Origin of the sequence: Streptomyces sp. NPDC085927 (assembly GCF_044540975.1) — a bacterium.
Lineage (GTDB): Bacteria > Actinomycetota > Actinomycetes > Streptomycetales > Streptomycetaceae > Streptomyces > Streptomyces hirsutus.
The window spans coordinates 59,249-82,189 of sequence record NZ_JBITSN010000019.1; the positions used below are offsets into that span (position 1 = coordinate 59,249).

Here is a 22,941-nt window from a genome sequence, read left to right on the forward strand (position 1 = left end):
GCCGGGCGTCGCGGTGCCCGACAACGCGTTGATGGCCTGCCCGCGGACCGCGGGCAGGCCATCAACGCGTTGTCGGGCGGGCCGTCGGCCCGCGTCTCACGCCTCGGCGGCGAGCAGCGGTACGTCGAGGCGGCCGGCGAGTTCGGCCGGCGTGGTGCCGAAGGTCTGGGCGACCCGGACACCCTGGGGCGTGATGTCGAAGACCGCGAGGTCCGTGTAGACGCGGTCGACGCAGCGCAGCCCGGTGAGCGGGTAGGTGCATTCGGGCACCAGCTTGGGGGCGCCGGTCTTGGTGAAGAGCGTCATCATGACGAACACCTTCTTGGCACCGATCGCCAGGTCCATGGCTCCGCCGACGGCGGGGATGGCGTCGGGGGCCCCGGTGTGCCAGTTGGCGAGGTCACCGGTGGCGGAGACCTGGAACGCGCCCATGACGCAGATGTCCAGATGGCCGCCGCGCATCATCGCGAACGAGTCGGCGTGGTGGAAGTAGGCGGCTCCGGGCAGTTCGGTCACCGGGACCTTGCCCGCGTTCGTCAGGTCGGGGTCGACCTCGCCCTCCTTCGCGGCGGGCCCCATGTTGAGCATGCCGTTCTCGGTGTGGAGGACCACGCCGGAGTCGGCGGGCAGGTGGTCGGCGACGAGGGTCGGCTGCCCGATACCCAGGTTGACGAAGGCGCCCTGGGGGATGTCGCGCGCCACGAGGGCGGCCATCTCGTGCTTGCTCAGCGGGCCCCGGTCGTTCACGGCACCTCGGCCGTTCGCACCTCGGCCGTTCGCACCTTGGTCGTTCGCCGCTCGGCTGGTCGCGTTCATGCGGGGTCGGCCTCCTTCACCACACGGTCGACGTAGATGCCGGGGGTCACGACGGTTTCGGGATCGATGTCGCCGGTCTCGACGATCTCCCGGACCTGCGCGATCACCGTGGTCGCGGCGGTGGCCATGACCGGTCCGAAGTTGCGGGCGGTCCTGCGGTAGACGAGGTTGCCCATGCGGTCGGCGCGGTGGGCGCCGACCAGAGCGACGTCACCCTTGATCGGGTACTCCAGCACGTAGGTGCGGCCGTCGATCTCGCGGGTCTCCTTGCCCTCCGCGAGGAGCGTGCCGGCTCCGGTGGGGCAGAAGAAGGCGCCGATGCCGGCCCCGGCCGCCCTCATGCGTTCCGCGAGGTTGCCCTGGGGGACCACCTCGAGTTCGATCCGGCCCGCCCGGTAGAGGTCGTCGAACACCCAGGAGTCCGCCTGGCGCGGGAAGGAGCAGATCACCTTGCGGACCCGCCCCTTGGCCAGCAGCGCGGCGAGTCCGGTGTCGCCGTTGCCGGCGTTGTTGGACACGACGGTGAGGTCCTTGGCGCCCTGGCGTATGAGGGCGTCGATCAGGTCGACCGGCATGCCGGCCATTCCGAACCCTCCGACGAGCACGGTCGAGCCGTCCTCGATCCCGGCCACCGCCTCGTCGGCGTGGTCGTACAGCAGGGTGGTCACCGGTCGCCTCCCGAGACGTTCTCCAGGACCACGGCGAGCGCCTGGCCGACTCCGATACAGATGGCGGCGACGCCCCACCGCTGCCCCGACTCCTTCAGCCGGTGGGCCAGGGTGCCCAGGAGCCTGCCTCCGGAGGCGCCCAGGGGGTGGCCGAGCGCGATCGCGCCGCCCTTGGCGTTGACGGTCTCCGGGTCGACGTCCCAGGCGTCCACGCAGGCCAGCGACTGGACGGCGAAGGCTTCGTTGAGCTCGACGGCGGAGACGTCGGACCAGGTGATCCCGGCGCTCTTCAGTGCCCGGTTCGCCGCTTCCACGGGGGCGTATCCGAACATCTGCGGGTCCAGCGCGGACACGCCCCGGCCGGCGATGCGGGCGACGGGGTCGGTGCCGATGCGTGCGGCGGCCTCGCCCGAACCGAGGAGCACCGCGGAGGCGCCGTCGCTCAGCGGGGAGGCGTTGCCGGCGGTGATGACGCCGTCGGGGCGGAAGACGGGCTTGAGTCCGGCGAGCTTCTCGGCGGTCGACCCGGGGCGGATCCCCTCGTCCCGAGTGACGGTCGTGCCCTTGCGGTCCGTGACGACGGGCACCACCAGGTCGTCGTAGAAGCCTGCGTTCCAGGCGTCGTCGGCGAGGTTGTGGGAGCGGGCGGCGAATGCGTCCTGCCGCTCGCGGGCGATGGTGAAGCGGTCGCCCAGCTGCTCGTTCGCCTCGCCCAGGGAGACGGTCCACTCCTCCGGCATGCGCTGGTTGACCAGCCGCCACCCGAGGGTGGTGGACACGGCGGTCACGTCGCCGGCGGGGAACGCGCGCGAGGGCTTGGGCAGGACCCAGGGCGCCCTGGTCATCGACTCGACGCCGCCGGTGAGCACGATGTCCACGTCGCCGGTCTCGATGGCGCGGGAGGCGATGATGGCGGCGTCCAGGGAGGACCCGCACAGCCGGTTGACGGTCGTGGCGGGCACCGAGGTCGGCAGTCCCGCGAGGAGGACGGCCATCCTGCCGACGTTGCGGTTGTCCTCGCCCGCGCCGTTGGCGTTCCCCCAGACGACGTCGTCGATCTCCGCCGGGTCGAGCGCGGGGGCCTTGGCCAGGGTCCCGGTGACAGCCACCGCGGCGAGGTCGTCGGGTCTGACCTCGGCGAGGGCGCCCGAGAACTTTCCGAAGGGCGTTCTTGCTGCTGCGTAAAGGTAACTGTCGCTCACGCCTTCACGCTACGAGCGCCGCTTCATCATGTCCAAGACCTAGTCGGCATCGATTCATAAGCAGCCCTTATAAACTGGGGTCCATGGAACTCCGTCAGCTCCGGTACTTCCTCGCCCTGGCCGAGGAGTGCCACTTCGGGCGCGCGGCCGCCCGCCTGCACGTGGCGCAGCCGGCTCTCTCCCAGCAGATCAAGCAACTGGAGCGGGAGCTGGGCGTCTCACTGTTCAACCGGTCCACCCGGCACGTCGAACCGACCGAGGCGGGCCGTCACCTCACCGACTACGCACGGGCCCTCGTCACGGAGGAGGAACGCGCGCGGACCCACATGCGGGAGCTGGCCACCGGTCAGGCGGGCCGGGTCTCCGTCGGCTTCATCGGCACGGCCACCTACGACGTCCTGCCACGGGTCGCCCGCACCGTACGGGCGAAGCTGCCCAAGGTCACCATGGACCTGCGGGGTGAACTCCTCACCCCCCGGCTCGTCGAGGGCCTGCTCGCGGGCGTGTTCGACCTCGCCGTCCTGCGGGGCGTGGCAGCGGAGGAGAACATGCGCGTCACGCCGTTGCGGTCCGAACCGCTGGTGGCCGTACTGCCCTCCCACCACCGGTTGGCCGGCCGCCCGAGCATCCCGCTGGAGGCCCTGGCCGGCGAGCCGTTCGTCATCCACCCCTCGCAGTCCCGGTCCTCGATGTACGACCGGGTCCTGTCCGCCTGCCGACGGGCCGGCTTCCGGCCCGACCCTCTCCTGGAGGTCGGCGAGACGGCCACCCTGGTCGTCCTCGTCGCGGCCGGTCATGGCGTGGCCCTCGTGCCGCAGTCGGTGCAGAGCCTGAGCCTCGACGGCGTGACCTACGTACCACTCACCGGCCTCGAGTCGGTCGAACTGGTACTGGCCCGGCGCACGCACCGCGTCTCGGCCGCGGTCGAGCAGGTCGCCTCGGTGATCGAGGACTGCGTCCGCGGCTGAGACGCACGGCCGGCAGGAACAGGCCTCCTCCTCCCTCCCCCTCCTCCTCTCCCCCCTCCCCCGGAAGCACCGCCGGGGGATCGTTCGGGGCGCCTCGCCTCACGGCGCGTGCCACCCCGAGCGGCCGGGCCCGTGCCTTCCGACGTCCGACGCCCGACGCCCTGCGCACAGCCCCGGACGCCCTGCGCACACGAGCCCGCTCCCACCGCCCTCGGCGACCGCGGCACTGGTCACCGACCGCGCTGCCCCTGCTCGGCGACACCGAACGGCCGTGCCCGACCGGACCGAAGTGGCCCTGAGCGAGTACCGTTGACCCGTTCGTAAGGAATGCGCAGAACGTACAGGTCGAAGCTTATTGGCTCCTTATATTCCGGATGTCCCGGCTTCCGCGGGGCAGGTCCGGCGGGCGGGTGGTCCAGCGGGCGGCGACCGCACCGGGACGGCCTGTACATCGCCGCGGAGGAGGCGAACGAAGCAGTGACAGCAGATCCCCGTCGCCCTCCCGGCACGCCACCCCGCGGCTTCAGGGGTTTTGCCGCACGCATGGGATCAGCCCGGCACCGGGCCAGGGAGCAGGACCGGCCGGAGGACCGGCAGCAGGACCGACAGGGGAACCGGCGCGGTGGTGATTCCCGGTCGGCGCGCCTCTCGGGGCGGCTGCGGCCCCTGCTCCGGGTGCGGAGCGTGGCCGGCCAGGTGTTCGTGCTGCAGATCCTGGTCGTGGCCCTGATCATCACCGCCGCAGTGGTCACTCTCGCGCTCCAGGCCCGGCGCAACAGCACCCATGAGGCCGAGGCCCGGTCCCGGGCCGTCGCCACGACGTTCGCGTACTCCCCTCAGACGCTGACGGCGATGACCGGGCCCAACCCGTCCGAAGTCCTGCAGCCGGTCGCCGAAAGAATCGTGCGGGCGACCGACGTGGACCTCATGGTCGTGTACTCGTCAGATGGGGTCCGCTACGTCCACCCCGATCCCTCCAAGATCGGCAAGGCCGTCGTCGGCCCGCTCAGGCCGCCGACCTCCCCCCAGACCCAGCAGATCGACACCTCCAAGGGCCGTGCGGTGGTCGCGTACGCCCCCGTCACCCAGTCCGACGGGACGATCGTCGGCACGGTGGGGGTCGGGATCACGGTCCACAAGGTGGCCGGCATGGCGGCCGAGCAGTTGCCGGTGCTCCTGGGGACCGCGGGCGGGGCGCTGGCCGTGTGCGCGGGCGGCACCGCCCTGGTGAGCCGGCGGCTGCTGCGCCAGACCCACGGTCTCGGTCCGGTGGAGATGACACGGATGTACGACCACCACGACGCGGTGCTGCACGCGGTGCGGGAAGGGGTGCTGATCGTCGGGGAGGACGGGCGGCTGGTGCTGGCCAACGACGAGGCACGGCGGCTGCTGGAGCTGCCGCCGGGCATGGAGGGGCGGCTCGTCTCCGACCTCGGTCTGGACCCGGACATGGCCGAGTTGCTGGCGTCGGACCGGATGGCCACCGACGAGGTGCGCCTCACGGCGGACCGGCTGCTGGCGGTGAACAAGCGGCCCACCGATCCCCGGGACCGGCGCTCCGGAAGCGTGGTGACCCTCAGGGACACCACGGAACTGCGGACACTCACGGGGCGGGCCGAGGTGGCGCGCGAGCGGCTGACGCTCCTCTACGACGCGGGGACACGGATCGGCTCCGCCCTCGACGTGGAGCGCACCGCGCGGGAGCTGGCGGAGGTGGCCGTTCCGCGCTTCGCCGACATCGCCACCGTCGATCTGGCCGAGGGAGTACTGAGCGGCCAGGAGCCGGACGCGGCGGCCACCGGTCTGCGCCGTGCAGCCGCGGTCGGCGTCGACGCCGACCGGCTGATGCCGGTGGACCGGTCCGTCCGCCTCACGGACCACACGCCCCAGGCGCGCTGCGTGGAGAGCGGGCAGGCGGTGCTGGAGGCGGATCTGGGCTCCGCCCAGGGGTGGCGGACGCTGGACCCGGAACGCGCCGAGCGCATTCTGGACCACGGCATTCATTCCCTGATCGCGGTGCCGCTCCTGGCGCGCGGCACGGTGCTCGGCGTGGTGACCTTCTGGCGCTCGCGGGGGACCGAGCCGTTCGACCCGGAGGAGGCGCCGTTCGCCGAGGAGCTGGCCACCCGTGCGGCGGTGGCGCTCGACAACGCCCGCCGCTACACCCGCGAGCACGCCCTGGCGGTCACCCTGCAACGCAGTCTGCTGCCCCGCGACCTGCCGGACCTGAGCGCGCTGGAGGTGGCCCACCGCTATCTGCCGGCCCAGTCCGGGGTGGGCGGTGACTGGTTCGACGTCATCGAACTGCCCGGGGCCCGGGTCGCGCTGGTGGTCGGGGACGTGGTGGGTCACGGCCTGCACGCGGCGGCCACCATGGGGCGGCTGCGTACCGCGGTGCACAACTTCGCCACTCTGGACCTCGCCCCCGACGAACTGCTGGCCCACCTGGACGACCTGGTGGCCCGGCTCGCCCGGGAGCAGGCCGCCCAGGACGAGGACGAGGGGCCCATCGGGGCCACCTGTCTGTACGTGGTCTACGATCCGGCCTCCGGCAGGTGCAGCGCGGCCCGGGCCGGTCACATGCCTCCCGCCCTCGTCCGCCCGGACGGCACCGTGGACTTCCTCGACCTGCCCGCCGGCCCGCCGCTGGGCCTGGGCGGGCTGCCCTTCGAGAGCGTCGAGTTCCAGGTGCCCGCGGGAAGCCGGCTCGTGCTCTACACGGACGGGCTCGTCGAGGACCGCACCCGGGACATCGACGTCGGGCTCGAGATCCTGCGCGGCGCACTGGCCCAGCCGGGCCGGTCCCCCGAGCAGACCTGCGAGGCCGTGCTCGAAGCCCTGCCGCCCGACCGCGCGGACGACGACATCGCCCTGCTGGTCGCCCGCACCCGGGTGCTCGACCCCGGGCAGGTCGCCGGCTGGGACGTGCCCCGCGAGGCGGCGGCCGTGTCCCGGGTCCGCGCCGACGTCACCCGGCAGCTGGCGGCATGGGACCTGACGCACGCGGGCTTCACCACCGAGCTCATCCTCAGCGAACTGGTCACCAACGCCATCCGGCACGGCGCCGTTCCCATCCACGTCCGCCTGCTGCGGGACCGCCACCTGATCTGCGAGGTCTCCGACGGCAGCAGCACCTCCCCCCATCTGCGCCAGGCGGCGGCCACGGACGAGGGCGGCCGCGGCCTGTTCCTCGTCGCCCGTTACGCCGAGCGCTGGGGCACCCGGTACACGCCGACCGGCAAGGTCATCTGGACCGAGCAGCCACTGGACGGAGCACAGAGCGAGCCCGGCTCCACCATGAGCGGCGACGACGTCCTCGACCTGTGGTCCGACGCGACCCTCTGACCTCTGCACGGCCTGTTCACCGCCGGTTCCGTGCCCGATGCACCGCGCCCCGCGCCGTGCGGCCGCCGACGGACGCAACCTTTCCGGGGCGGGCGGTGGTCTCACCGGGCGTCGCGTGCGGAGGCCGGTGAGACCACCGCCCCGGACGACGCGAACCGGCGACCACGACGGGAAGGGCACAGCCCATGGAACTCGACCCCGACCTCTGCCTGGATGTCCCCGAGGGCTTCGACGACTCGGATGCCGAGACCCAGGTCCACCCGATGGCGCGCAAGCTGTTCCCCGCCACGACCGCCGCGGGGGCGTTCGGCAAGGCCCAGGAATGGGTGCGGGAGCATCCCGTGTTCCTGGTGGACGTCTCCTGGAACTACGCCTGTGACGAGGACGAGCCCTACGTCCTGAGCGTCTACTTCACGTTCGAGCCCGACCCCGAGGACGACTGACGACGGCAGTGCCGGCCGGGGCCACCGCGGCATCGTCCACACTTCGGGCGTCAGCGTCCTCACCGGCCCTGCGAGGGACCGAGTGGTACACCGACACCGCAGTCCCACTCAGCGGCAGGGCGCGCAGCGACCAGGACGTGGTTCTCCCCGGGCACTGCTCCCTCCCTCCCGGCTCGCGCCCGGCACGCCGCGGAGCTCCGCGGCGTCTGCCCGCACGACTCGGTGACGGGCTGCGGATGCGGACCGCTCAGGACAGGGCGGTCGGCCTGCGGGGCGGCGGGACGGCCCGGAACGGCTTCGACACCCTCATCCCTGACACACCGTTCCCGGCCGAGCTGCACACCGCCCTGAGCCGGGCCGGCACCGACGTCATCACGGCCTGATCCCGGGACGCCCGGCGGGACGATCCGTATGCCCTCAAAGGAAGTCCGCCGCCCTCAAAGGAGGTCCTCGATCGTGATCGGCAGCTTGCGCACCCGGCGCCCGGTGGCGTGATGCACGGCGTTGGCGATCGCCGCCGCCACGCCGACCTGGCCGATCTCACCGACACCCTTCACACCCAACGGGTTGACGATGTCGTCCTCGACCTCGATGAGCTCGACGTCCACGTCCGGAGCGTCCGCATTGACGGCGACGAGGTACTCGGCGAGGCTCGAGTTGACCCAGCGGCCGGTGTCCGGCGCCATGTGGTTGGCTTCCAGCAGCGCCTGCCCCAGCCCCCACAGCATGCCCCCCATCAGCTGACTGCGGGCCGTCTTGGCGTTGAGCACCCGGCCCGGCGCGAAGGCACCGGTCATGCGCCGCACCCGGACCAGGCCCAGTTCCGCATCCACCGCGACCTCGGCGAACTGGGCGCCGAAGGTCATCATCCCGTAGGGGATGTCGTGGGCGGGCGGGTTCCACTGGCCCAGGGCTTCGGCGTCCGGCTGGAAGGTGCGCCGCAGCAGATCGGTGTACGCCTCGGACGCGGTCCCGGCGGTCATGACGCCGTCCCGGACCACGACGTCGACCGGGTCCGCGCCGTGCAGAGGTGAACCGGCGTCGGCCACGGCCTTGTTGACGAGCTGACCGCGCAGGGCGGTGGCGGCACTGTGCACGGCCGCGCTGATCATGCCGGCACCCGCCGAGCCCACCGCGGCAGCGATGTTGGGCAGGTCGGTGTCCCCGTTCTCGAAGCGGCAGCGTTCCACGCCCATGCCGAGTCCGTCGGCGGCGACCTGGGTCATGACCGTGGCGACGCCGGTGCCGAAATCAGGGGTGGCGGCCTGGACGACCGCCGTCCCGTCGGCGTAGAGGCGCGCGCGGGCGCGCTGCGGGTTGGCGAGCGGGGCGACGGGATACGTCGCGGTGGCCATGCCGACGCCGATCAGCCAGTCGCCCTCACGGCGCGTGGCCGGCCGGGGATCACGCCCGGACCAGCCGAACCGCCGGGCTCCACGCTCGTAGCACTCCCGCAGCCCGCTGCTGGACCAGGGGAAGCCCGACATGGCGTCGACGTCGGTGTGATTGCGCAGCCTCAGTTCGACGGGATCCACACCGAGTTCGTGGGCGAGCTCGTCCATCGCGCACTCGAGCGCGTACATACCGCTCGCTTCACCCGGCGCCCGCATGAACGTCGGGGTCATGGTGTTCGCCCGGAACAACCGGTAGACGCCCTCGTAGTGGGGGCACGCGTAGATCTGCGACGAGGTGCCGATGGAAGGTTCGGCCCAGTCGTCGAAGGGGGAGGTCGGGGAGAGTTTGTGGTGCCGAACGGCGGTCAGCCGGCCTTCGCGCGTCGCGCCGAGCGTCACGTGCTGCTCCTGCTCCTCCCGATGACCGACGGAGGTGAACATCTGCTCCCGGGTGAGGGCGAGCTTGACGGGCCGGCCGACTTCCCGGGCCGCCATGGCGGCGAGCGTCGGGTGGGCGTGGATCATCGCCTTGCAGCCGAAGCTGCCACCGGCGTAGTGACCGATGACCCGGATCCTCGGCATCGGAACGCCGAGCAGCCGTGACACGGTCATCTGCGTGGCGTTGACTCCCTGGGTGGAGTCGTACAGCAGCAGGGTGTCACCGTCCCAGTGGGCCGTGGTGCCGGACGGCTCGATCGGGTTGTGGTTGTTCGCCGCGTAGGTGTATGTCGCCTCCACCCGCACGTCCGCGTCCCTCAGCCCGGCCTCCACGTCGCCGCGCTCGATGCGCCCCGGTATCCACCCTCCGAAGATCCTCTCGGGCACGTACGCCCGGTCCCGGCCCTGGTCGAGGGTGGTGACCGGGGCGGTCTCCTCGTACGAGACACGCAACAGGTGCGCCGCGTGCTGGGCGCGTTCCCAGGTGTCGGCGACGACGAGCGCGATCTGCTGGCCGGCGTAGTGGACGATGTCGTCCTGCATCGGGAAGTACGTCTGTCCGGGCGCCGCCGTGCCGGCGAGCGAGGGCACGAGCGGCGGCTGCTCCGCGATCCTCGGCAGATTCTCGTGAGTGAGGACCGCGAGTACGCCTTCCTCGGCCGTTGCGGCACTCGCGTCGATCCCGGAGACCCGTCCGGCGGCGATGCGGGAGCCGACCACGTAGGCGTACGCCATGTCCGGGAGGGGGATCTCGGTGGAGTAGTGCGCGCTTCCGGTGACCTTGGGACGGCCGTCGACGCGGTCGAGGGGCTGTCCGATGGCGGGCGGTGTCGTCGTGGGCATGGTGGTCATGACGGGCTCCCGGCCCCGGGGCCGGGCTCGGACCCGTCTCCCGTTCCGTCGCTGAGCAGGTCGAGGACGCGGACGATCGCGCGCTGCGCGAGTTCGACCTTGAAGGCGTTCATGGGGGTCGGCCGGGCATCGGCCATTTCGACGCGGGCGGCCATGGCGAAGTTGTCCCGCCGGACGCGCGCGCCGATCAGGAAGTCCTCGGCCCGCCTGGCCCGCCAGGGCTTGGTGGCCACCCCGCCCAGCGCCATCCGTACGTCGGCGATCACGCCGTCCACGACGGAGAGCGCGGCCGCGACCGAGACGAGCGCGAATTCGTACGATGCACGGTCCCGGACCTTCAGATAGTGGGAGTGCCGGGCGACAGGCGTGGCGGGCACCTCGATCCCGGTGATCAGTTCACCGTGCTCCAGGGGGTGCTCGCGGTGCGGAGAGTCGCCGGGGAGGAGGAAGAAGTCGTCGATGGCGTAGGTTCGTTCGCCGTGCGGTCCCGTCGTGCGCACCTGGGCATCCAGCGCGACGAGCGCCACGGCCACGTCCGAGGGGTGCGTGGCGATGCAGTGCTCGCTGGTGCCGAGCACCGCGTGCCCTCGGCTGAAGCCCTCGACGGCCGAGCAACCGGTGCCGGGCTCGCGCTTGTTGCAGGGGGACTCCGCGTCGCGGAAGTACGAACAGCGCACGCGCTGCAGCAGGTTGCCTCCCATGGACGCCATGTTGCGCAACTGCGCGGACGCTCCCAGCTCCAGCGCCTGGGCGATCAGCGGAAAACGCTCACGGACGACGGGGTCGGCGGCGACGTCGCTCATCCGGGCCAGCGCTCCGATACGCACCCCTCCTGCCGGGGTGCCCTCGACATCGGTCAGCGGGAGATCGTTGATGTCGACGAGGCGGCGGGGGTTCAGCACGTTCTGGCGCAGCAGATCGACCTCGGTGGTGCCGCCGGCAAGGAAGTCGCTGGTGGGGTCGGTGCTCACGGCGGTGACGGCGCTCGCCGTGTCGGTCGCGCGGAGGTAGGTGATGGGCCGCACTGGGCGCCTCCTACATGCGATCGCGGGCGGCGCGTATCGCGGCCCGTATGTGGGGATAGGCCGCGCAGCGGCAGATGTTGCCGCTCATCCACTCCTTGATCTCGTCGTCGTCCCCGGCATGCCCCTCATGGACCAACGCCACGGCGGACATGATCTGGCCGGGAGTGCAGTAGCCGCACTGGAAGGCGTCCTCGGCGATGAAGGCCCGTTGCATCTCGTGCAGTCCGCCGTCCTCGGACAGCCCTTCCACGGTGGTGATCTCGTGGCCTTCGCAGGTCATGGCGAGGGTGAGGCAGGCCAGCGCGCGCCGCCCGTCGACCCACACGGTGCACGCCCCGCAGGTTCCCTGGTCGCACCCCTTCTTGGCGCCCGTCAGGTGCAGGTGTTCACGTAGCGCGTCGAGCAGGCTGACGCGCGGCTCGATGTCCAGGGTGCGCCCGGTGCCGTTGACCGACAGTCCGACCCGGACCGGGCCCGGGCCTTGTTCCAGCAGTGCTGCGCCTCGCTCGGTGAGGGCCGGGCCACGTACGGGCATGACACACCTCCCAAAGAATCACCCCTTCATTCTCATCGAGACCCAAAAGTGTCGCAAACGTAAGATCTAGGATATGGACCGGCGTGCGACTGAAGCCCGAGAAGCGGTGACAGTGGTCTACACCTGGGAGGTGATGCCCGGCGAGGAGACGGAATTCGAGCAGTGGGCCCACGGAGTCGAGGCGGAGGCTGCCGCCTTCACAGGACACCGGGGTGTCACCTGGCTCCGGCCCGAGGACCACAGCCACCGCTACCACGCGGTCGTCCGCTTCGCGGACACCGCGAGCCTGGACCGCTGGATGACGTCACCCCAGCGAGCCGCTTGGCAGGATCGCGTCAAACCCTACGGCCACCCGGCCCACCCGAAGCTGACCACCACCGGCCTGGAGACGTGGTTCAACATCCCCAACGGCGCGGCCCGGCCGCCGGCGCGCTGGAAGATGTCACTGGTGACGATCCTCGCCGTCTACCCCTTCGCGCTGCTCTACGACGGCCTGTTCGCGGAGTTCTTCCACACCTGGCCACTGGCGGCACGCACCCTCGTCTTCCCGATCGTCCTCGCTCCTCTCCTCACCTACGCGGTCATGCCGTTCATGAGCCGCCTGCTTCGACGGTGGCTGTACCCGGAACACCCGACATCCTGACCGGGACACACCCGCACGTCGTCCTGGGTCGGGCGCCCGGCTCACCGCTCCTCACAGCGGTCACGAACGTGGTCCGGCCCGCCGCCGTGAAGGCGAACGCAGGGCCGTTCTTCGTCTTGCTGTCCCGCACGGGCACAACGGCGGCGAAAGCGTCGGAGACCTCAACGCATGCGCCACCCTCTTGGTTGCTGTAACTGCTCTTGCGCCACACGGGGAAGGTCAAGTCCAGAGAGCACACGCTGTTTCGTCCAACAGACACAGGACGAACGGAAGCTTCCCGCACCCGCGGGGATGCTCCATGGGCGACTTGGGACGTATCGGTGCCCGATGCCTGCTCCCCGCACCCGCGGGGAGCGTCCCTCGGCGGCGATGACCTGGTCGCCGCGGCTTCTGCACATGGCCTCGTCGGCCAATAGATCATCTCAATTAGCGGGCCTGGCTCATTGGTACAGGTGGGCCAGGATCTCGTAGTTCACGGGGTAGGGACGTTCATGGGGCAGGAGTTGCTGGGCGATGTCCAGGTCTCTGTCTCGTACATGGGCGTGGATCGTGTGGGCCAGCGGTGTGATATCGACGATGGAGACGATCCACTCATCGGCGTAGAGACGTGCGGCTTCGCCGGCGAGGCCGGGCTGGAGCGACCAGTGGGGAGGCGGCTGAAGGTGCAAGTCGCTTTCGGGGTCCCATTGCACCCGGGCGGGAGCCCGCTTCAGTTGTCGCTTCCAGGCGGCACGGTCGGCGTGGAGCCCGTGCTCGTAGTGGGACAGGCAGGCGTGTTCCAGTGCCCACTCGAAGCCATCACGGGTGATCTCGACGGCGAGGACGGTTTCCTGGCCTTCCTTGGTGCCCCATCCGCAGCGGTACATCATCCACAGGAACGACGGCTTGATCCACGTCAAGCCACGTTCACAGTCCTTGGCCCTCAAGGTGGGCGGCGGGATCTCTCGGGAGGGTGGCAGGCTGGGCATCGGCGGCCCGCGGATCAGGCGGCCCTGTCGATCAGATCGAGCAGGCCCGCACGCGTCTTCAGGTGCTCGCGGCGAGGGCCGGCCGATGGCATGAGGAATTCGCGCGCAGAGGAAAGCGGGCGGCAGGGAAGCTGAGGGAGGCCTGAATGCGGGTCGTATTCGTCCATGGCGCGTGCGCGCAGGATGCCGACTGGTGGTGGAACCGGATGGTGGAGCCACTCGCCGCCCTGGGGCTGGAGAGCCACAGTGTGGAACTGCCCAGCTGCGGCGAGCGGGCGGGCGCCGCGTACGGGGCGGATTTGTACGCCGACGCTGACGCGGTGCGGTCCGTGCTGGACCAGGAGCCTGGGCACCCCGCCTTGCTGTGCGGGCACTCCTACGGCGGGATGGTGATCACCGAAGCCGCCGCGGGCAGGGACGACGTCAGCCACCTCCTCTACATCACCGCGGTCGTGCCGGACCGCGGCGAATCCCTCGCCTCCCTGACCGGACCTGAACCCGCCCCCTGGGTCGTCCCGCGGGATGATGGCACGGTCGTCCCGAATACGGCGGTCGACCTGCGGGGCGCCTTCCTGCACGACTGCGACGAGGAGGCCGAGGCGGGCGCCTTCCGGCGGTTGGGACCGCAGTCACAGGCGGTCTTCGCTCAGGCTCCGCGCGGCATCGCCTGGCACAAGACCCCCTCGACTTACGTCGTCTGTACCGGGGACCGGGCCACGCCGTCGGCGAAGCAGCGGGAGTTCGCCCGGCGGGCGTCCGGTGTGATCGACCTGCCGACCGGCCACCATCCGTTTCTGTCCCACCCGGGGCTACTGGCCGACCTGATCGGTGAGGTCGCCCGCGGGGTCGGAGAGTAGATCCGCTTGGGGTCCGCATCCTGCCAGGACCATGGATGGGGCTGTGAACGCGGCTTGATGACCCACGTCAAGCCGCGTTCGCGACCCTTTCCCGCGCCGGATCGAACTGCTCGGCCGGTCGCCCGGAGGGCAGGGCCGGGCGTGTTCCGGCCTGCCGCGTGATCCAGGGCCGGCGGTGAGGTGTGACCGGGATTCAGCCCCTCGCTCCATCGGCCAGGAAGGCGCTCAGGCTCTCGAGGAGCATGGTGCTGCCCTGTTCGGCCATGTCGCGCTCCTCCGCGGTGTCGCAGGCCTGGCGGAGCACGACCTGCGTGTGGTGGTCGTCCTGCTCGTCGAGTTCCATGGTCATGACCGCGGGCGCGGGCTTGCCGGGTACGTCCATGCCGATCGCCAGGAGGCGGTTCTCGACGACCTCGAGATAGGAGCCGGTCAGCGGGAACTGTCCGCCGTCGGGCGTGACCATCGTGGCCTTCCACGCTCCGCCCGGCCGTACGTCCATCTCGACGGAGCCGGCAGCGGCGTAGGCCCACTGGGCATACTGCCCGGGGGTGGTCCACGCCCGCCACGCCTTCACTGCGGGGGCGTCCAGCGTTCGAGTCAGCTTGTAGGAGAAGCCGCCGGCCGGGGTGGTCTGCTCGGTGCTCATCTTTTCGTCTCCTGGTCTCAGGTTGCTCGGGGCTGTTGCATCTGTAGACGCCGGCGGGCGCGGGGATTCATCGGTCTGCCGGAACTTTCCTGCGCGCCCGTACCGGTGCGGTACGGACTCGGCGAAGGAGCGGGGAGGCGCAAGCACGGTCTCTGCACCGACAGCTCTCCACCACCCATGGGACCGTCCGAAGATCCCAGGCTTGATCCATGTCAAGCCGTGCTCGTAGACCTTTTGGCTCGTGTGGTTGCGGGTCTGCGGCGCGGGTTGGTCAGCGTTGAGTGACGTTGCCGTTGCTGTGCTCAGAGCGGCGGGTCCACAGAGATACGTCACTGCTCGTCGCGACGGCGATGGTCTCCCCGGAGGGAGAGAAGCCGAAGGCTCGAAGTTCCGAGTATGTGGAGTGGAAGATGTGCCACCACTGCTCCCCGTACGGGCCGGAGTGGGGAAGGCCGCCGTCGACCGAGAGCAGCACACGATCGTTGGGCCAGGCCGGGGTGACGGCCTCCAGGGTCCAGCCGTCCGCGGTGGTGGTGTGCAGCCCTCCGCCGAAGAGCCCTGCGATGTGTACGCGGCTGCCGGCGATCGGTCCCAGTCCGGGGCAAGTCAGGTCGGCGACCGCGTCGGGGGTGCTGTCCTCGGGGTCGGGGTCGCGGTCCCTGGCGATTTTCTCCCCGGTGACGGCGTCGAAGAGACCGTGACCGTCGTGGGAGACGACCATCACCAGGTCATGGCCGCTCTCAGGGTGTGACGCGAAGCCGATGCCGAGAAGTCCGCCGACAGGGGCGCCGTACTTGTACTCGAAGGCGGACCGCCAGGGATCGGGCGCGGGCATCACAGGGGTGGCGAGGAGCCGATCGCGTAGGGCCTGTTGATACGTGGAAAGCGCCGGTTCTCGAACGAGTTGCTCCACTGGGTCTTCCCTCTTGAGCCGCTTGATCACCTCTCCATGCTCTCGCGTCGGTGACTACCCTGTGCATCCTGGCAGTTGAGAAGATCACGGCATGGCGGCTTCCAGCGAACGTCCTCCCGATGGCTGGGCATTTCTTGGGATTGGCGACCCTCTCTTGGTCGTCCACGACGAGCGGCGCGGCCTACTGGCCGTGGCAGGCACGGATGTGCCCGGCCGAACCACACCAGTCGCGGTCTACGAGAGCCGCTCCTTCGTCCGTAGCGCGCTCATCTGCTCACGCTTCCCCGTTCGCGCGATGGCCTTCCACCCCAGGCGTTCGCTGCTCGCGATAGGCACCGGAAGGTATGACGGTGGCTACTTCTTCGAGGGCGAGCTACTTCTTCTGCACCTCAAAACGGGCGTGGTCACTTCTCTCATCGAGCACGAACTCGGCCGGCAGGTTCTGGGCCTGGAATGGCTCGATGAACAATCTCTTCGTGTCCTCATGGCACCGCCCGATGATTGGCAGGACGGAGCGGCGCACGAGGACGGACATGTCGCCGTGGTGCACCGGAGCGACTGGACTGCCGTTCTCGCGCAGTCGCTCAACGGTCGGGACCTGGCCGGCCCAAGGACCCCTGCCTCGCGCCCCGATCCCCGCGAGGCAGCGCAGCGAGCGGTCGCCAAATTGCGATCTGTCCGGCAGGCCCAACGACCCGTCCCTTCGCAGGATCTCTGAGGAGGCATCCACGTCAACCGGATGAAACGAAGCGGCTCGGTCACGGATGGAGTCTGTGAACGCTGCTTGATGACCCAGGTCAAGCCGCGTTCACAGACCTTGCACGTCTCCGGGCACCTGACGGGCCACACGTGGCTGATTGCCCTAGTTGGAACGAACGGGGGGCGTCTTGTGCGATAGGGATCGCCTCGGCACCGCAGACCACGAATAGCCGCTCTTTGTGAATCAGGTGCCTGAAGAAGGTGGCCGTGAGACCGGCAGCTCGCACGGTGCTGCGGCTGGCGTGCTCCGTTGCAGCGAGCAGCGGTCGAAAATCGGTGGCCACCTGAGCTGGCCGACCCCACGCTGTACGCCATGGAAGAACCGCACCGCGGGATCCGCGCGCTCCACACGGCATCCACGATCACCGTCTACCAGGCGTACGCCCCTGAAATCGGACTGCCTGCCGTCCGCGACGGCCGCTTTCCGTCCGCGTGGCTACGGGACCGCATGACGTGGATTAAGCCCAGCTTTCTGTGGATGATGTACCGCTCCAACTGGGGCACGAGCACCGGGCAGGAGACCGTTCTTGCTGTGGAGATTGCTCGCGACGGCTTCGACTGGGCGCTGCGCCACGCCTGTCTGTCGAGCTACATCCGCGGGCTGCACGCTGATCGAAGCACCTGGCAGCGCGACCTCAAGCGCGCACCGGCCCGTGTCCAATGGGATCCTGAACGCGACCTGAACCTACGTCCCCTGTCGTACCGCTCGCTGCAACTCGGGCTCTCGGGCGAGGCAGCGACGCGTTACGCGGACGAGTGGACCCTGTCCATCAGAGACGTGACACCACTCGCCCGCGAAATCCGCACGCTCGTCAGCCGCGGCGATACGGCCTCCGCGACACGGCTGCTTCCCCAGGAACAGCGATATCCCGCCGGCGACGAACTGCTGGCCCACCTGTGTCCCTGACCAGCGATCCGGACAGAGGGAGGTCGGCATCGCTCGGGGGCTACATGGCAGCACAGGCTCGCTGGGACGGAGGACAGGCCAGATGACCTCCCACCGCAGGGCCGCTGTCCGTCCCACCCGCGAGGCGAGGTACACGCTGGCAGCCGTTCTCGGTCATGCGAGCAGCATGGATGAGGTCTGTGAACGCTGCTTGACGACCCACGTCAAGCCTCGCTCGCAAACCTTCACTGGACTGCAGGCAGGCGACAACCACCGCACGGAAAGCCGACCACCGGTCGCCAAGGAGGATGTGCTCATGGCCGATCGCTCTCCCGCGGTACCTCCCATCTCACTCGTGAACGACACTTCCGGCCGGCGCACCGAGAGCACGCACCGGTCGCCGCTCCTTGACGGGCAGACGTCGCCTGCCGGGACACTGGGTCGGCGTCTGCTACGCCCCCAGGCTCACGCCGCCGCGGCGGCGGTGCGGTGCAGCGTGAACCAGAAGGTCGGAACCGGGTTCGTGCCAGGTGTCACGTCGACCAACCGCCACCCGGCGAACCTGGACCGGAGTTCGTCCGCGGTGACGCCGGAGATCGGGTCGTCGAACGCCTCGGGCCCGTATCCGAACATCAGCAGCCGTGCGCCGGGGGCGGCGCGCGCCGTGAGGCCGGCGGCGTAGGAGTCTCGGCGGTGCGGCGGAATGCCGCAGTAGCAGCTCAGGTCGAAGAACAGATCGTACGGTCCGGGCATGCCCACCTCGTCGAGCCGGGTGGCGTCCCCGCAGAGCACCGTGACGTCCGCCCCCGCAGCGTTGGCCTTCTCCCGCGCCTGCCGAACGGCGCGGTCGACCAGATCGACGGCCGTCACCCGCCAGCCGTGCCGGGCCAGGTACACCGCGTTGGTTCCGGTGCCGCACCCCAGTTCGAGGACGTGACCGGGCGTCAGCGCGTCGGCCCCCTCCACCAGGGCCACCAGCTCGGGCGGCGTCACGCCGCTGTCCCACGGCGGCTTGCCGTTCCGGTAGTAGTCCTCCAACTCGCGGCGCGCGGTCGCTTCCTGGTCAAGCTCCACAGCCGTCCGTGCCTCTCTCATCGCAACCTCCAAGAAGAATCTAGAGCTAAACTCTAGTGTTTAACTCTAGAGATAGACTCCCGGCATGGATGCGGTCAAGCGATTCGACAAGGAATCCGACAAGCGGCCCGACAGACGAGCCGAGCGCTCGCGGCGCACCCGCGAGAAGATCGTCGAGGCGGCGCGGGAACTGTTCGTCGCGCAGGGGTACGGGGCGACGAGCCTTCAGGAGGTCGCGGACCGAGCGGGCGTGGCCGTCCAGACCGTCTACTTCGTGTTCCGCAACAAGCGTGCTCTGTTCAAGGACGTCGTCGACACGTCCATCGCCGGGGACGTCGAGCCGGTCGCCACGATGGACCGCGACTGGTTCCGCGCCGCGTGCGCCGAGCCGACAGCAGTCGGCCAACTGCGGTCCCACGTGCGGGGCGTGCGCGAAATCCTCGGCCGGGTCGCCCCGGTCATGCCCATGATCGCGGCCGCCGCGGCAACCGACCCGGAGATCGCCGCGCAGTGGCCCACCGGCCGGGACCCGCGCTACATTGTCCAGCACGCCGCGGCGGAAGTACTGGTCTCCAAGCCCGACGCCCGCCCCGACATCGACACCGCTCGCGCCGCTGACCTGCTGTACGGGCTGCTCAGCCCGGAGCTTTACTTGGTCTTCGTCCGCGACCGCGGCTGGTCCCCCGGCTCCTGGGAGGAGTGGGCCTGCGCGGCCCTGGCTGCCCAACTCTGCACCGACGGCGAGTAGGGCCCGACAGGCCAGGAAGCGCATCAATCATCTGGCGCCGCACCAGGCAATGTTCGCCCCGCCGTGATGTGATGCGCGGGCCGGGTGGTCGCTTGTGCGGCGCGCGCCGCACAGGCTCTGTGAGCGGCAAAGCGCGTACGAGTCCGAGAGATCTTCGATGACGAACGCACATGGCTGCTGCGGCTCATCCACGGAAGTGCCGACTCGGTGGTGTCCTGGCGGCGGGCTCGGACTGCGCTGCGGTGCGCCCAGGACATGAGCGTGGCGAAGATCGCCGAGGTGACGTCACGAGCGCGGGTGCGCCATGAGCTGACCTTTGGACGACCGACTCCTGTCGGCCTCCTCCCTGCGCCGCCTGCTGTTCTGGCTGTATCAGCTGGTGTACCGGGCCTGACGCGCAGCTACTGATCGCTGGGTGGCTTCAGCCACGGAAAGAGGCTGTGAACGCGGCTTGACGACCCAAGTCCTCCGGTCCCGCTTTCATCGGGGGCCAGGCGGTGCAGCCTGGCCCAGACCCGGGCCTTCGACCACTCGGTGAACCTGCGGTGAGCCGTCGCCCCGGACGGCCCGAACGACGCGGCGGTGCCACTCGTTGGAACAGCTCCCACAACTCGTCCGGCACCAGCCGCTCAACGATCCCCACCACGACCAACAGCCCACCGAGCTAAATGAGATGAATTCTCCTGAACGGCCCCTCACTCGAGGATCGGCGCACGGGGTCGTCATTGACCTCCGTTGCGTGGCTCAGGCGCCCAACTCATCGCGTACCACAGCAGTGACGAAGGAGGTCCAGTTTTCCGCAGCCAGGACGAGTACCGGGCCATCCGGTGTCTTGCTGTCGCGCACGGGGACGACGGAGGTGAACTCGTCGGAGACTTCGAGGCAGGCGCCGCCATCCGGATTGCTGTAACTGCTCTTGCGCCACGTCACGGTACCCAGGGCTATGGATCGCACGGTGTTTCCTCCAACAGGCGCAGAATGAACTTCTGCGACTCGGCAGGGGACATGGCCTTGTCGCGCACTACATCGTAGGCACGTTGCAGGCGTTCGACCCGCGTGCTTTCCTCGATGAGTTCGCCCGAGTGAGCGTTCTCCGTATACGCAACGTAATGCGCAATGTTGGGTCACAGTGGGTGATTCACGCGAATTCACCCTGCCTCGTTCCCTCTGCCGCCGCTCCCTTTTCCGGGGACGTCACCGTTTTCCAGTGGAGGGTGCGGTCACACCAGTGGGTGAGGAGGGTCTGGTCGTGACCGACGGCCAGGAGGCCGGCGCCGGTCTCGGTGCGGTAGTCCTCGACGACCGCGACCAGTGCGGCCGTGGTCGACGCGTCGAGCATCGCGGTCATCTCGTCGCAGATCAGCCAGCGGGGGCGGAGCACCAATGCGCGGGCGAGGCAGGCGCGTTGGAGCTGGCCGTCGCTGACCTCGTGGGGGCGGCGGGTGAGGAGGTCGGGGGTGAGGCCGACGGTGGAGGCCAGTTCCGGGACGCGGTCGGGGACGGTGTCGCGGCGGCCGGTGGCGCGCAGGGGTTCGGCGATCAGGTCGGTGAGGTTCAGGCGGGGGTCCGCGGAGAGGCGGGGCTGCTGGAAGACGACGCCGAAGGAGGTGCGGAGCGAGCGTGGGGCGCGGTGGCGGAAGTGGCGTACGGGGGTGCCGTCGACGGTGACGGTGCCGGCGTCGGGGCGGTGCAGGAGGGCGGCGACCCTGGCGAGGGTGGATTTGCCGCAGCCGCTGGGGCCGAGCAGGCCGACGGCCTCGCCGGGGGCGACGGTCAGGGTGGCGTCGCGGACGACGGGGGTCCGGCGGTCGTAGCCGGCGGTGATGGCGCGCAGTTCAAGCACGGGCGTCCTCCGGGGCGGGGGCGGGGGTGGTCGCCCGGACCGGGTGGTGGCAGGCGACCGTCTCCGTCAGGGGTGGGAGGGTCGCGCAGGTGGGGGTGGCGTGGTCGCAGCGGGCGGCGAAGGCGCAGCCGTCGGGGAGCGCGCCCAGTTCGGGGGGCATGCCGGGGATCGGGGTGAAGGCGCGGTCGGGGAGGGCGTTCAGGAGGCCGCGGCTGTAGGGGTGGCGGGGTCCCGGGGTGCCGAAGAAGGCTTTCGCGTCGGTGAGTTCGACGATGCGGCCCGCGTACATGACGGCGACGCGGTCGGCGACGCGTTCGGCGGCGGCCAGGTCGTGGGTGATCATCAGCAGGGCTCGGCCCTCGCCGGTGCCGTCGTCGGGGGCGTCGACGTGGCGTCGTAGTTCGTCGACCGTGTGGTCGACCAGGTCGCGGTCGAGGCCGGTGGTGGGTTCGTCGGCGAGGAGGAGGGGGGCGTCGCCGACCAGGGCGAGGGCGGTGGCGGCGCGCTGGGCGAGGCCGCCGGAGAGTTCGTGCGGGTAGCGGTCGAGGTGGTCCTCGGGGAAGGCCGCGCGGGCGGCGGCCTTTTCGGCGGCGGCGCGCAGGGACGCGCGGCCGCGTACGCCCGTGAGTGCGGCGACCGTTTCCTCGGTCTGCGCGCGGATGGTGCGGACGGGGGTGAGGTGGGCGGCGGGGCTCTGCGGGATGAGGCCGATGCGCCGGCCGCGTACGGTGCGGGCGAGGGTGCGTTCGTCGGCGGCGAGCAGGTCGAGGTCGCCGAGCAGGGCGCGGCCGGCGGTCTGCGCGTTGGCGGGCAGCAGGCCGAGGAGGGCGGAGGCGAGGACGGACTTGCCGCAGCCGCTCTCGCCGATCAGGGCGAGGCATTCGCCGGGGACGACGTCGAAGTGCGCGTCGGTGACGGCGGCGACGGGGCCCCCGCCGGGCACCAGGAAGCGCACCGACAGTCCGCGGACCGACAGCACGGGAGGTCGCTCGGTCACAGCATCAGCTCCGATCGGCGGCGGGGGTTGATCCGCTCCCGCCAGACTCCGGCGAGTCCGGCGATGGCGAGGGTGGGGATGATCAGGAACAGGCCGGGGAAGAGGGTGGGCCACCACTGTCCGGCGAGCAGGGTGCCGCGGGCACCCTGGATGAGGGTGCCGAGGCTGGCGGTGTGGGTGGGCAGGCCGAGGCCGAGGAAGGACAGCGCCGATTCGTGCCACATGGCGTGCGGGATCATCAGGACGGCGGCGAGTCCCGCCTGCGGCAGCACCCCGGGCAGCAGGTGGCGCAGGACGACCCGCCACCGGGAGGCGCCGCCGGAGACGGCCGCGTCGATGTACGGGCGGGAGCGCAGGGAGAGGACCTCGGCGCGGACGATGCGGGCGGTGGACAGCCAGTGGGTGGCGGCGACCGAGACCACCACGGGCCAGACGCCCGGCCGGAACATGGCGACGATGAAGATGCCGAGCAGCAGGTGCGGGACGGAGGAGATGGTGTCGACCAGGCGCATGACGAGGCGGTCGACCCAGCCGCCGAGGGCCCCGGCCGCGGCTCCGACGGCGGTGCCGATCACGGTGGCGGTGAGGGCCGCCACGACGCCGACGAGCAGGGAGACCCGCAGGCCGTAGACGCAGCGCAGCAGTAGGTCGCGGCCGACGTCGTCGGTTCCGAAGGGGTGGGCCCAGCCGGGTGGGAGGAGTTTCGCGGCGAGGTCGACGGCCTGCTGGTCGAGCTGGACCAGCGGGGGGACGAGCAGGACCGCGAGGGCGGTGACGGCGACCAGGGTGGCGGAGACGCGCAGCCTCAGGGTGTGGGTGGAGCGGCGGGCGGTACCGCGCGAGCGCCATGCGGCGGCCGGGGCCGCGGGTCCGGTCGTGTTCGCCTTCTCCCGTGCGGTGCCGGCTGTGGTGTCAGTCATC

23 protein-coding genes and 3 pseudogenes are annotated in these 22,941 nt (G+C 70.5%); 9 read left to right on the plus strand and 17 right to left on the minus strand.

The window, feature by feature from the left end; all coding sequences use genetic code 11:
* Window positions 1-96: 96 nt before the first annotated feature.
* The 3 genes from ACIF80_RS33280 to ACIF80_RS33290 form a co-directional block, all read right to left on the minus strand.
* On the minus strand, window positions 97-714 hold the full coding sequence (locus tag ACIF80_RS33280; protein WP_399811718.1) for a 3-oxoacid CoA-transferase subunit B: 618 nt from the start codon (window positions 712-714) through the stop codon (window positions 97-99).
* Between the two features lie 98 nt (window positions 715-812).
* Entirely contained in the window at window positions 813-1,484 is a 672-nt protein-coding gene (locus ACIF80_RS33285; RefSeq protein WP_399811621.1) for a 3-oxoacid CoA-transferase subunit A, read from the minus strand.
* Window positions 1,481-2,686 carry a thiolase family protein gene (locus ACIF80_RS33290; RefSeq protein ID WP_399811624.1) on the minus strand — a complete coding sequence of 402 codons (1,206 nt, stop codon included), beginning with the start codon at window positions 2,684-2,686 and terminating at the stop codon, window positions 1,481-1,483. Before ACIF80_RS33290 ends, ACIF80_RS33285 begins: the two co-directional genes overlap by 4 nt.
* 83 nt (window positions 2,687-2,769) lie before the next feature.
* Between ACIF80_RS33290 and ACIF80_RS33295 the strand changes: the two genes are divergently transcribed.
* The 4 genes from ACIF80_RS33295 to ACIF80_RS33310 all read left to right on the plus strand — a co-directional run bounded on the left by ACIF80_RS33295 (window position 2,770) and on the right by ACIF80_RS33310 (window position 7,825).
* Window positions 2,770-3,654 carry a LysR family transcriptional regulator gene (locus ACIF80_RS33295; protein WP_399811626.1) on the plus strand — a complete coding sequence of 295 codons (885 nt, stop codon included), beginning with the start codon at window positions 2,770-2,772 and terminating at the stop codon, window positions 3,652-3,654.
* Window positions 3,655-4,197: 543 nt separating this feature from the next.
* Window positions 4,198-6,999 (plus strand): SpoIIE family protein phosphatase, encoded by a 2,802-nt coding sequence (locus ACIF80_RS33300; RefSeq protein WP_399811628.1) that lies wholly within the window; start codon window positions 4,198-4,200, stop codon window positions 6,997-6,999.
* Window positions 7,000-7,184: 185 nt separating this feature from the next.
* The gene (locus ACIF80_RS33305) at window positions 7,185-7,442 is read left to right on the plus strand and encodes a hypothetical protein (protein ID WP_399811630.1); all 258 of its coding nucleotides are present in this window, start codon (window positions 7,185-7,187) and stop codon (window positions 7,440-7,442) included.
* Window positions 7,443-7,678: 236 nt separating this feature from the next.
* Complete coding sequence (locus ACIF80_RS33310) at window positions 7,679-7,825, plus strand: hypothetical protein (protein ID WP_399811632.1); 147 nt, start codon at window positions 7,679-7,681, stop codon at window positions 7,823-7,825.
* Window positions 7,826-7,879: 54 nt separating this feature from the next.
* On the opposite strand, the gene ACIF80_RS33315 is transcribed toward ACIF80_RS33310, so the two are convergent.
* The 3 genes from ACIF80_RS33315 to ACIF80_RS33325 are packed head-to-tail and all read right to left on the minus strand — an operon-like array spanning window position 7,880 to window position 11,686.
* Window positions 7,880-10,126: a xanthine dehydrogenase family protein molybdopterin-binding subunit gene (locus ACIF80_RS33315; RefSeq protein ID WP_399811634.1), complete on the minus strand. Its 2,247-nt coding sequence runs from the start codon at window positions 10,124-10,126 to the stop codon at window positions 7,880-7,882.
* Window positions 10,123-11,151 carry an FAD binding domain-containing protein gene (locus ACIF80_RS33320; protein ID WP_399811637.1) on the minus strand — a complete coding sequence of 343 codons (1,029 nt, stop codon included), beginning with the start codon at window positions 11,149-11,151 and terminating at the stop codon, window positions 10,123-10,125. Before ACIF80_RS33320 ends, ACIF80_RS33315 begins: the two co-directional genes overlap by 4 nt.
* A gap of 10 nt (window positions 11,152-11,161) precedes the next feature.
* Window positions 11,162-11,686 carry a (2Fe-2S)-binding protein gene (locus ACIF80_RS33325; protein WP_399811640.1) on the minus strand — a complete coding sequence of 175 codons (525 nt, stop codon included), beginning with the start codon at window positions 11,684-11,686 and terminating at the stop codon, window positions 11,162-11,164.
* Between the two features lie 106 nt (window positions 11,687-11,792).
* Between ACIF80_RS33325 and ACIF80_RS33330 the strand changes: the two genes are divergently transcribed.
* Window positions 11,793-12,329: an antibiotic biosynthesis monooxygenase gene (locus ACIF80_RS33330; protein ID WP_399811644.1), complete on the plus strand. Its 537-nt coding sequence runs from the start codon at window positions 11,793-11,795 to the stop codon at window positions 12,327-12,329.
* Window positions 12,330-12,363: 34 nt separating this feature from the next.
* Here the strand turns inward: ACIF80_RS33330 and ACIF80_RS33335 are convergent.
* Window positions 12,364-12,567, minus strand: a pseudogene (locus ACIF80_RS33335) (DUF397 domain-containing protein); the annotation flags it as partial.
* A gap of 202 nt (window positions 12,568-12,769) precedes the next feature.
* The gene (locus ACIF80_RS33340) at window positions 12,770-13,297 is read right to left on the minus strand and encodes a DUF4291 domain-containing protein (RefSeq protein WP_399811646.1); all 528 of its coding nucleotides are present in this window, start codon (window positions 13,295-13,297) and stop codon (window positions 12,770-12,772) included.
* Window positions 13,298-13,443: 146 nt separating this feature from the next.
* On the opposite strand from ACIF80_RS33340, the gene ACIF80_RS33345 reads away from it, so the two are divergent.
* Window positions 13,444-14,154, plus strand: coding sequence for an alpha/beta hydrolase (locus tag ACIF80_RS33345; protein WP_399811648.1), 711 nt, complete (start codon window positions 13,444-13,446; stop codon window positions 14,152-14,154).
* Window positions 14,155-14,347: 193 nt separating this feature from the next.
* Here ACIF80_RS33345 and ACIF80_RS33350 read toward each other — a convergent pair whose 3' ends face one another.
* Window positions 14,348-14,800, minus strand: coding sequence for an SRPBCC domain-containing protein (locus ACIF80_RS33350; protein WP_399811650.1), 453 nt, complete (start codon window positions 14,798-14,800; stop codon window positions 14,348-14,350).
* Window positions 14,801-15,071: 271 nt separating this feature from the next.
* Entirely contained in the window at window positions 15,072-15,635 is a 564-nt protein-coding gene (locus ACIF80_RS33355) for a hypothetical protein (RefSeq protein ID WP_399811652.1), read from the minus strand.
* Window positions 15,636-15,804: 169 nt separating this feature from the next.
* On the opposite strand from ACIF80_RS33355, the gene ACIF80_RS33360 reads away from it, so the two are divergent.
* Entirely contained in the window at window positions 15,805-16,431 is a 627-nt protein-coding gene (locus ACIF80_RS33360; RefSeq protein WP_399811654.1) for a hypothetical protein, read from the plus strand.
* 354 nt (window positions 16,432-16,785) lie between these two features.
* On the plus strand, window positions 16,786-17,379 hold the full coding sequence (locus tag ACIF80_RS33365; protein WP_399811656.1) for a DUF4291 domain-containing protein: 594 nt from the start codon (window positions 16,786-16,788) through the stop codon (window positions 17,377-17,379).
* Between the two features lie 444 nt (window positions 17,380-17,823).
* Here the strand turns inward: ACIF80_RS33365 and ACIF80_RS33370 are convergent, their stop codons facing one another.
* Window positions 17,824-18,453, minus strand: a complete 630-nt coding sequence (locus ACIF80_RS33370; protein WP_399811658.1) for a class I SAM-dependent methyltransferase — start codon at window positions 18,451-18,453, stop codon at window positions 17,824-17,826.
* Between the two features lie 64 nt (window positions 18,454-18,517).
* Here ACIF80_RS33370 and ACIF80_RS33375 point away from each other — a divergent pair, with 64 nt between their 5' ends.
* Window positions 18,518-19,180 carry a TetR/AcrR family transcriptional regulator gene (locus ACIF80_RS33375; protein ID WP_399811660.1) on the plus strand — a complete coding sequence of 221 codons (663 nt, stop codon included), beginning with the start codon at window positions 18,518-18,520 and terminating at the stop codon, window positions 19,178-19,180.
* Between the two features lie 464 nt (window positions 19,181-19,644).
* Here ACIF80_RS33375 and ACIF80_RS33380 read toward each other — a convergent pair.
* The 6 genes and pseudogenes from ACIF80_RS33380 to ACIF80_RS33405 all read right to left on the minus strand — a co-directional run.
* A pseudogene (locus ACIF80_RS33380) lies at window positions 19,645-19,832 on the minus strand (hypothetical protein); the annotation flags it as partial.
* Window positions 19,833-19,924: 92 nt separating this feature from the next.
* On the minus strand, window positions 19,925-20,134 hold the full coding sequence (locus ACIF80_RS33385) for a DUF397 domain-containing protein (RefSeq protein WP_399811662.1): 210 nt from the start codon (window positions 20,132-20,134) through the stop codon (window positions 19,925-19,927).
* Window positions 20,122-20,286, minus strand: a pseudogene (locus ACIF80_RS33390) (Scr1 family TA system antitoxin-like transcriptional regulator); the annotation flags it as partial. The gene ACIF80_RS33385 and the pseudogene ACIF80_RS33390, both read right to left, overlap by 13 nt.
* Before the next feature lie 32 nt (window positions 20,287-20,318).
* On the minus strand, window positions 20,319-21,023 hold the full coding sequence (locus ACIF80_RS33395; protein ID WP_399811665.1) for an ABC transporter ATP-binding protein: 705 nt from the start codon (window positions 21,021-21,023) through the stop codon (window positions 20,319-20,321).
* Window positions 21,016-22,020, minus strand: a complete 1,005-nt coding sequence (locus ACIF80_RS33400; RefSeq protein WP_399811667.1) for an ABC transporter ATP-binding protein — start codon at window positions 22,018-22,020, stop codon at window positions 21,016-21,018. The genes ACIF80_RS33395 and ACIF80_RS33400 overlap by 8 nt, the downstream gene beginning before the upstream one ends.
* Window positions 22,017-22,940: an ABC transporter permease gene (locus ACIF80_RS33405; protein WP_399811670.1), complete on the minus strand. Its 924-nt coding sequence runs from the start codon at window positions 22,938-22,940 to the stop codon at window positions 22,017-22,019. The genes ACIF80_RS33400 and ACIF80_RS33405 overlap by 4 nt, the downstream gene beginning before the upstream one ends.
* Between the last annotated feature and the right edge of the window lies 1 nt (window position 22,941).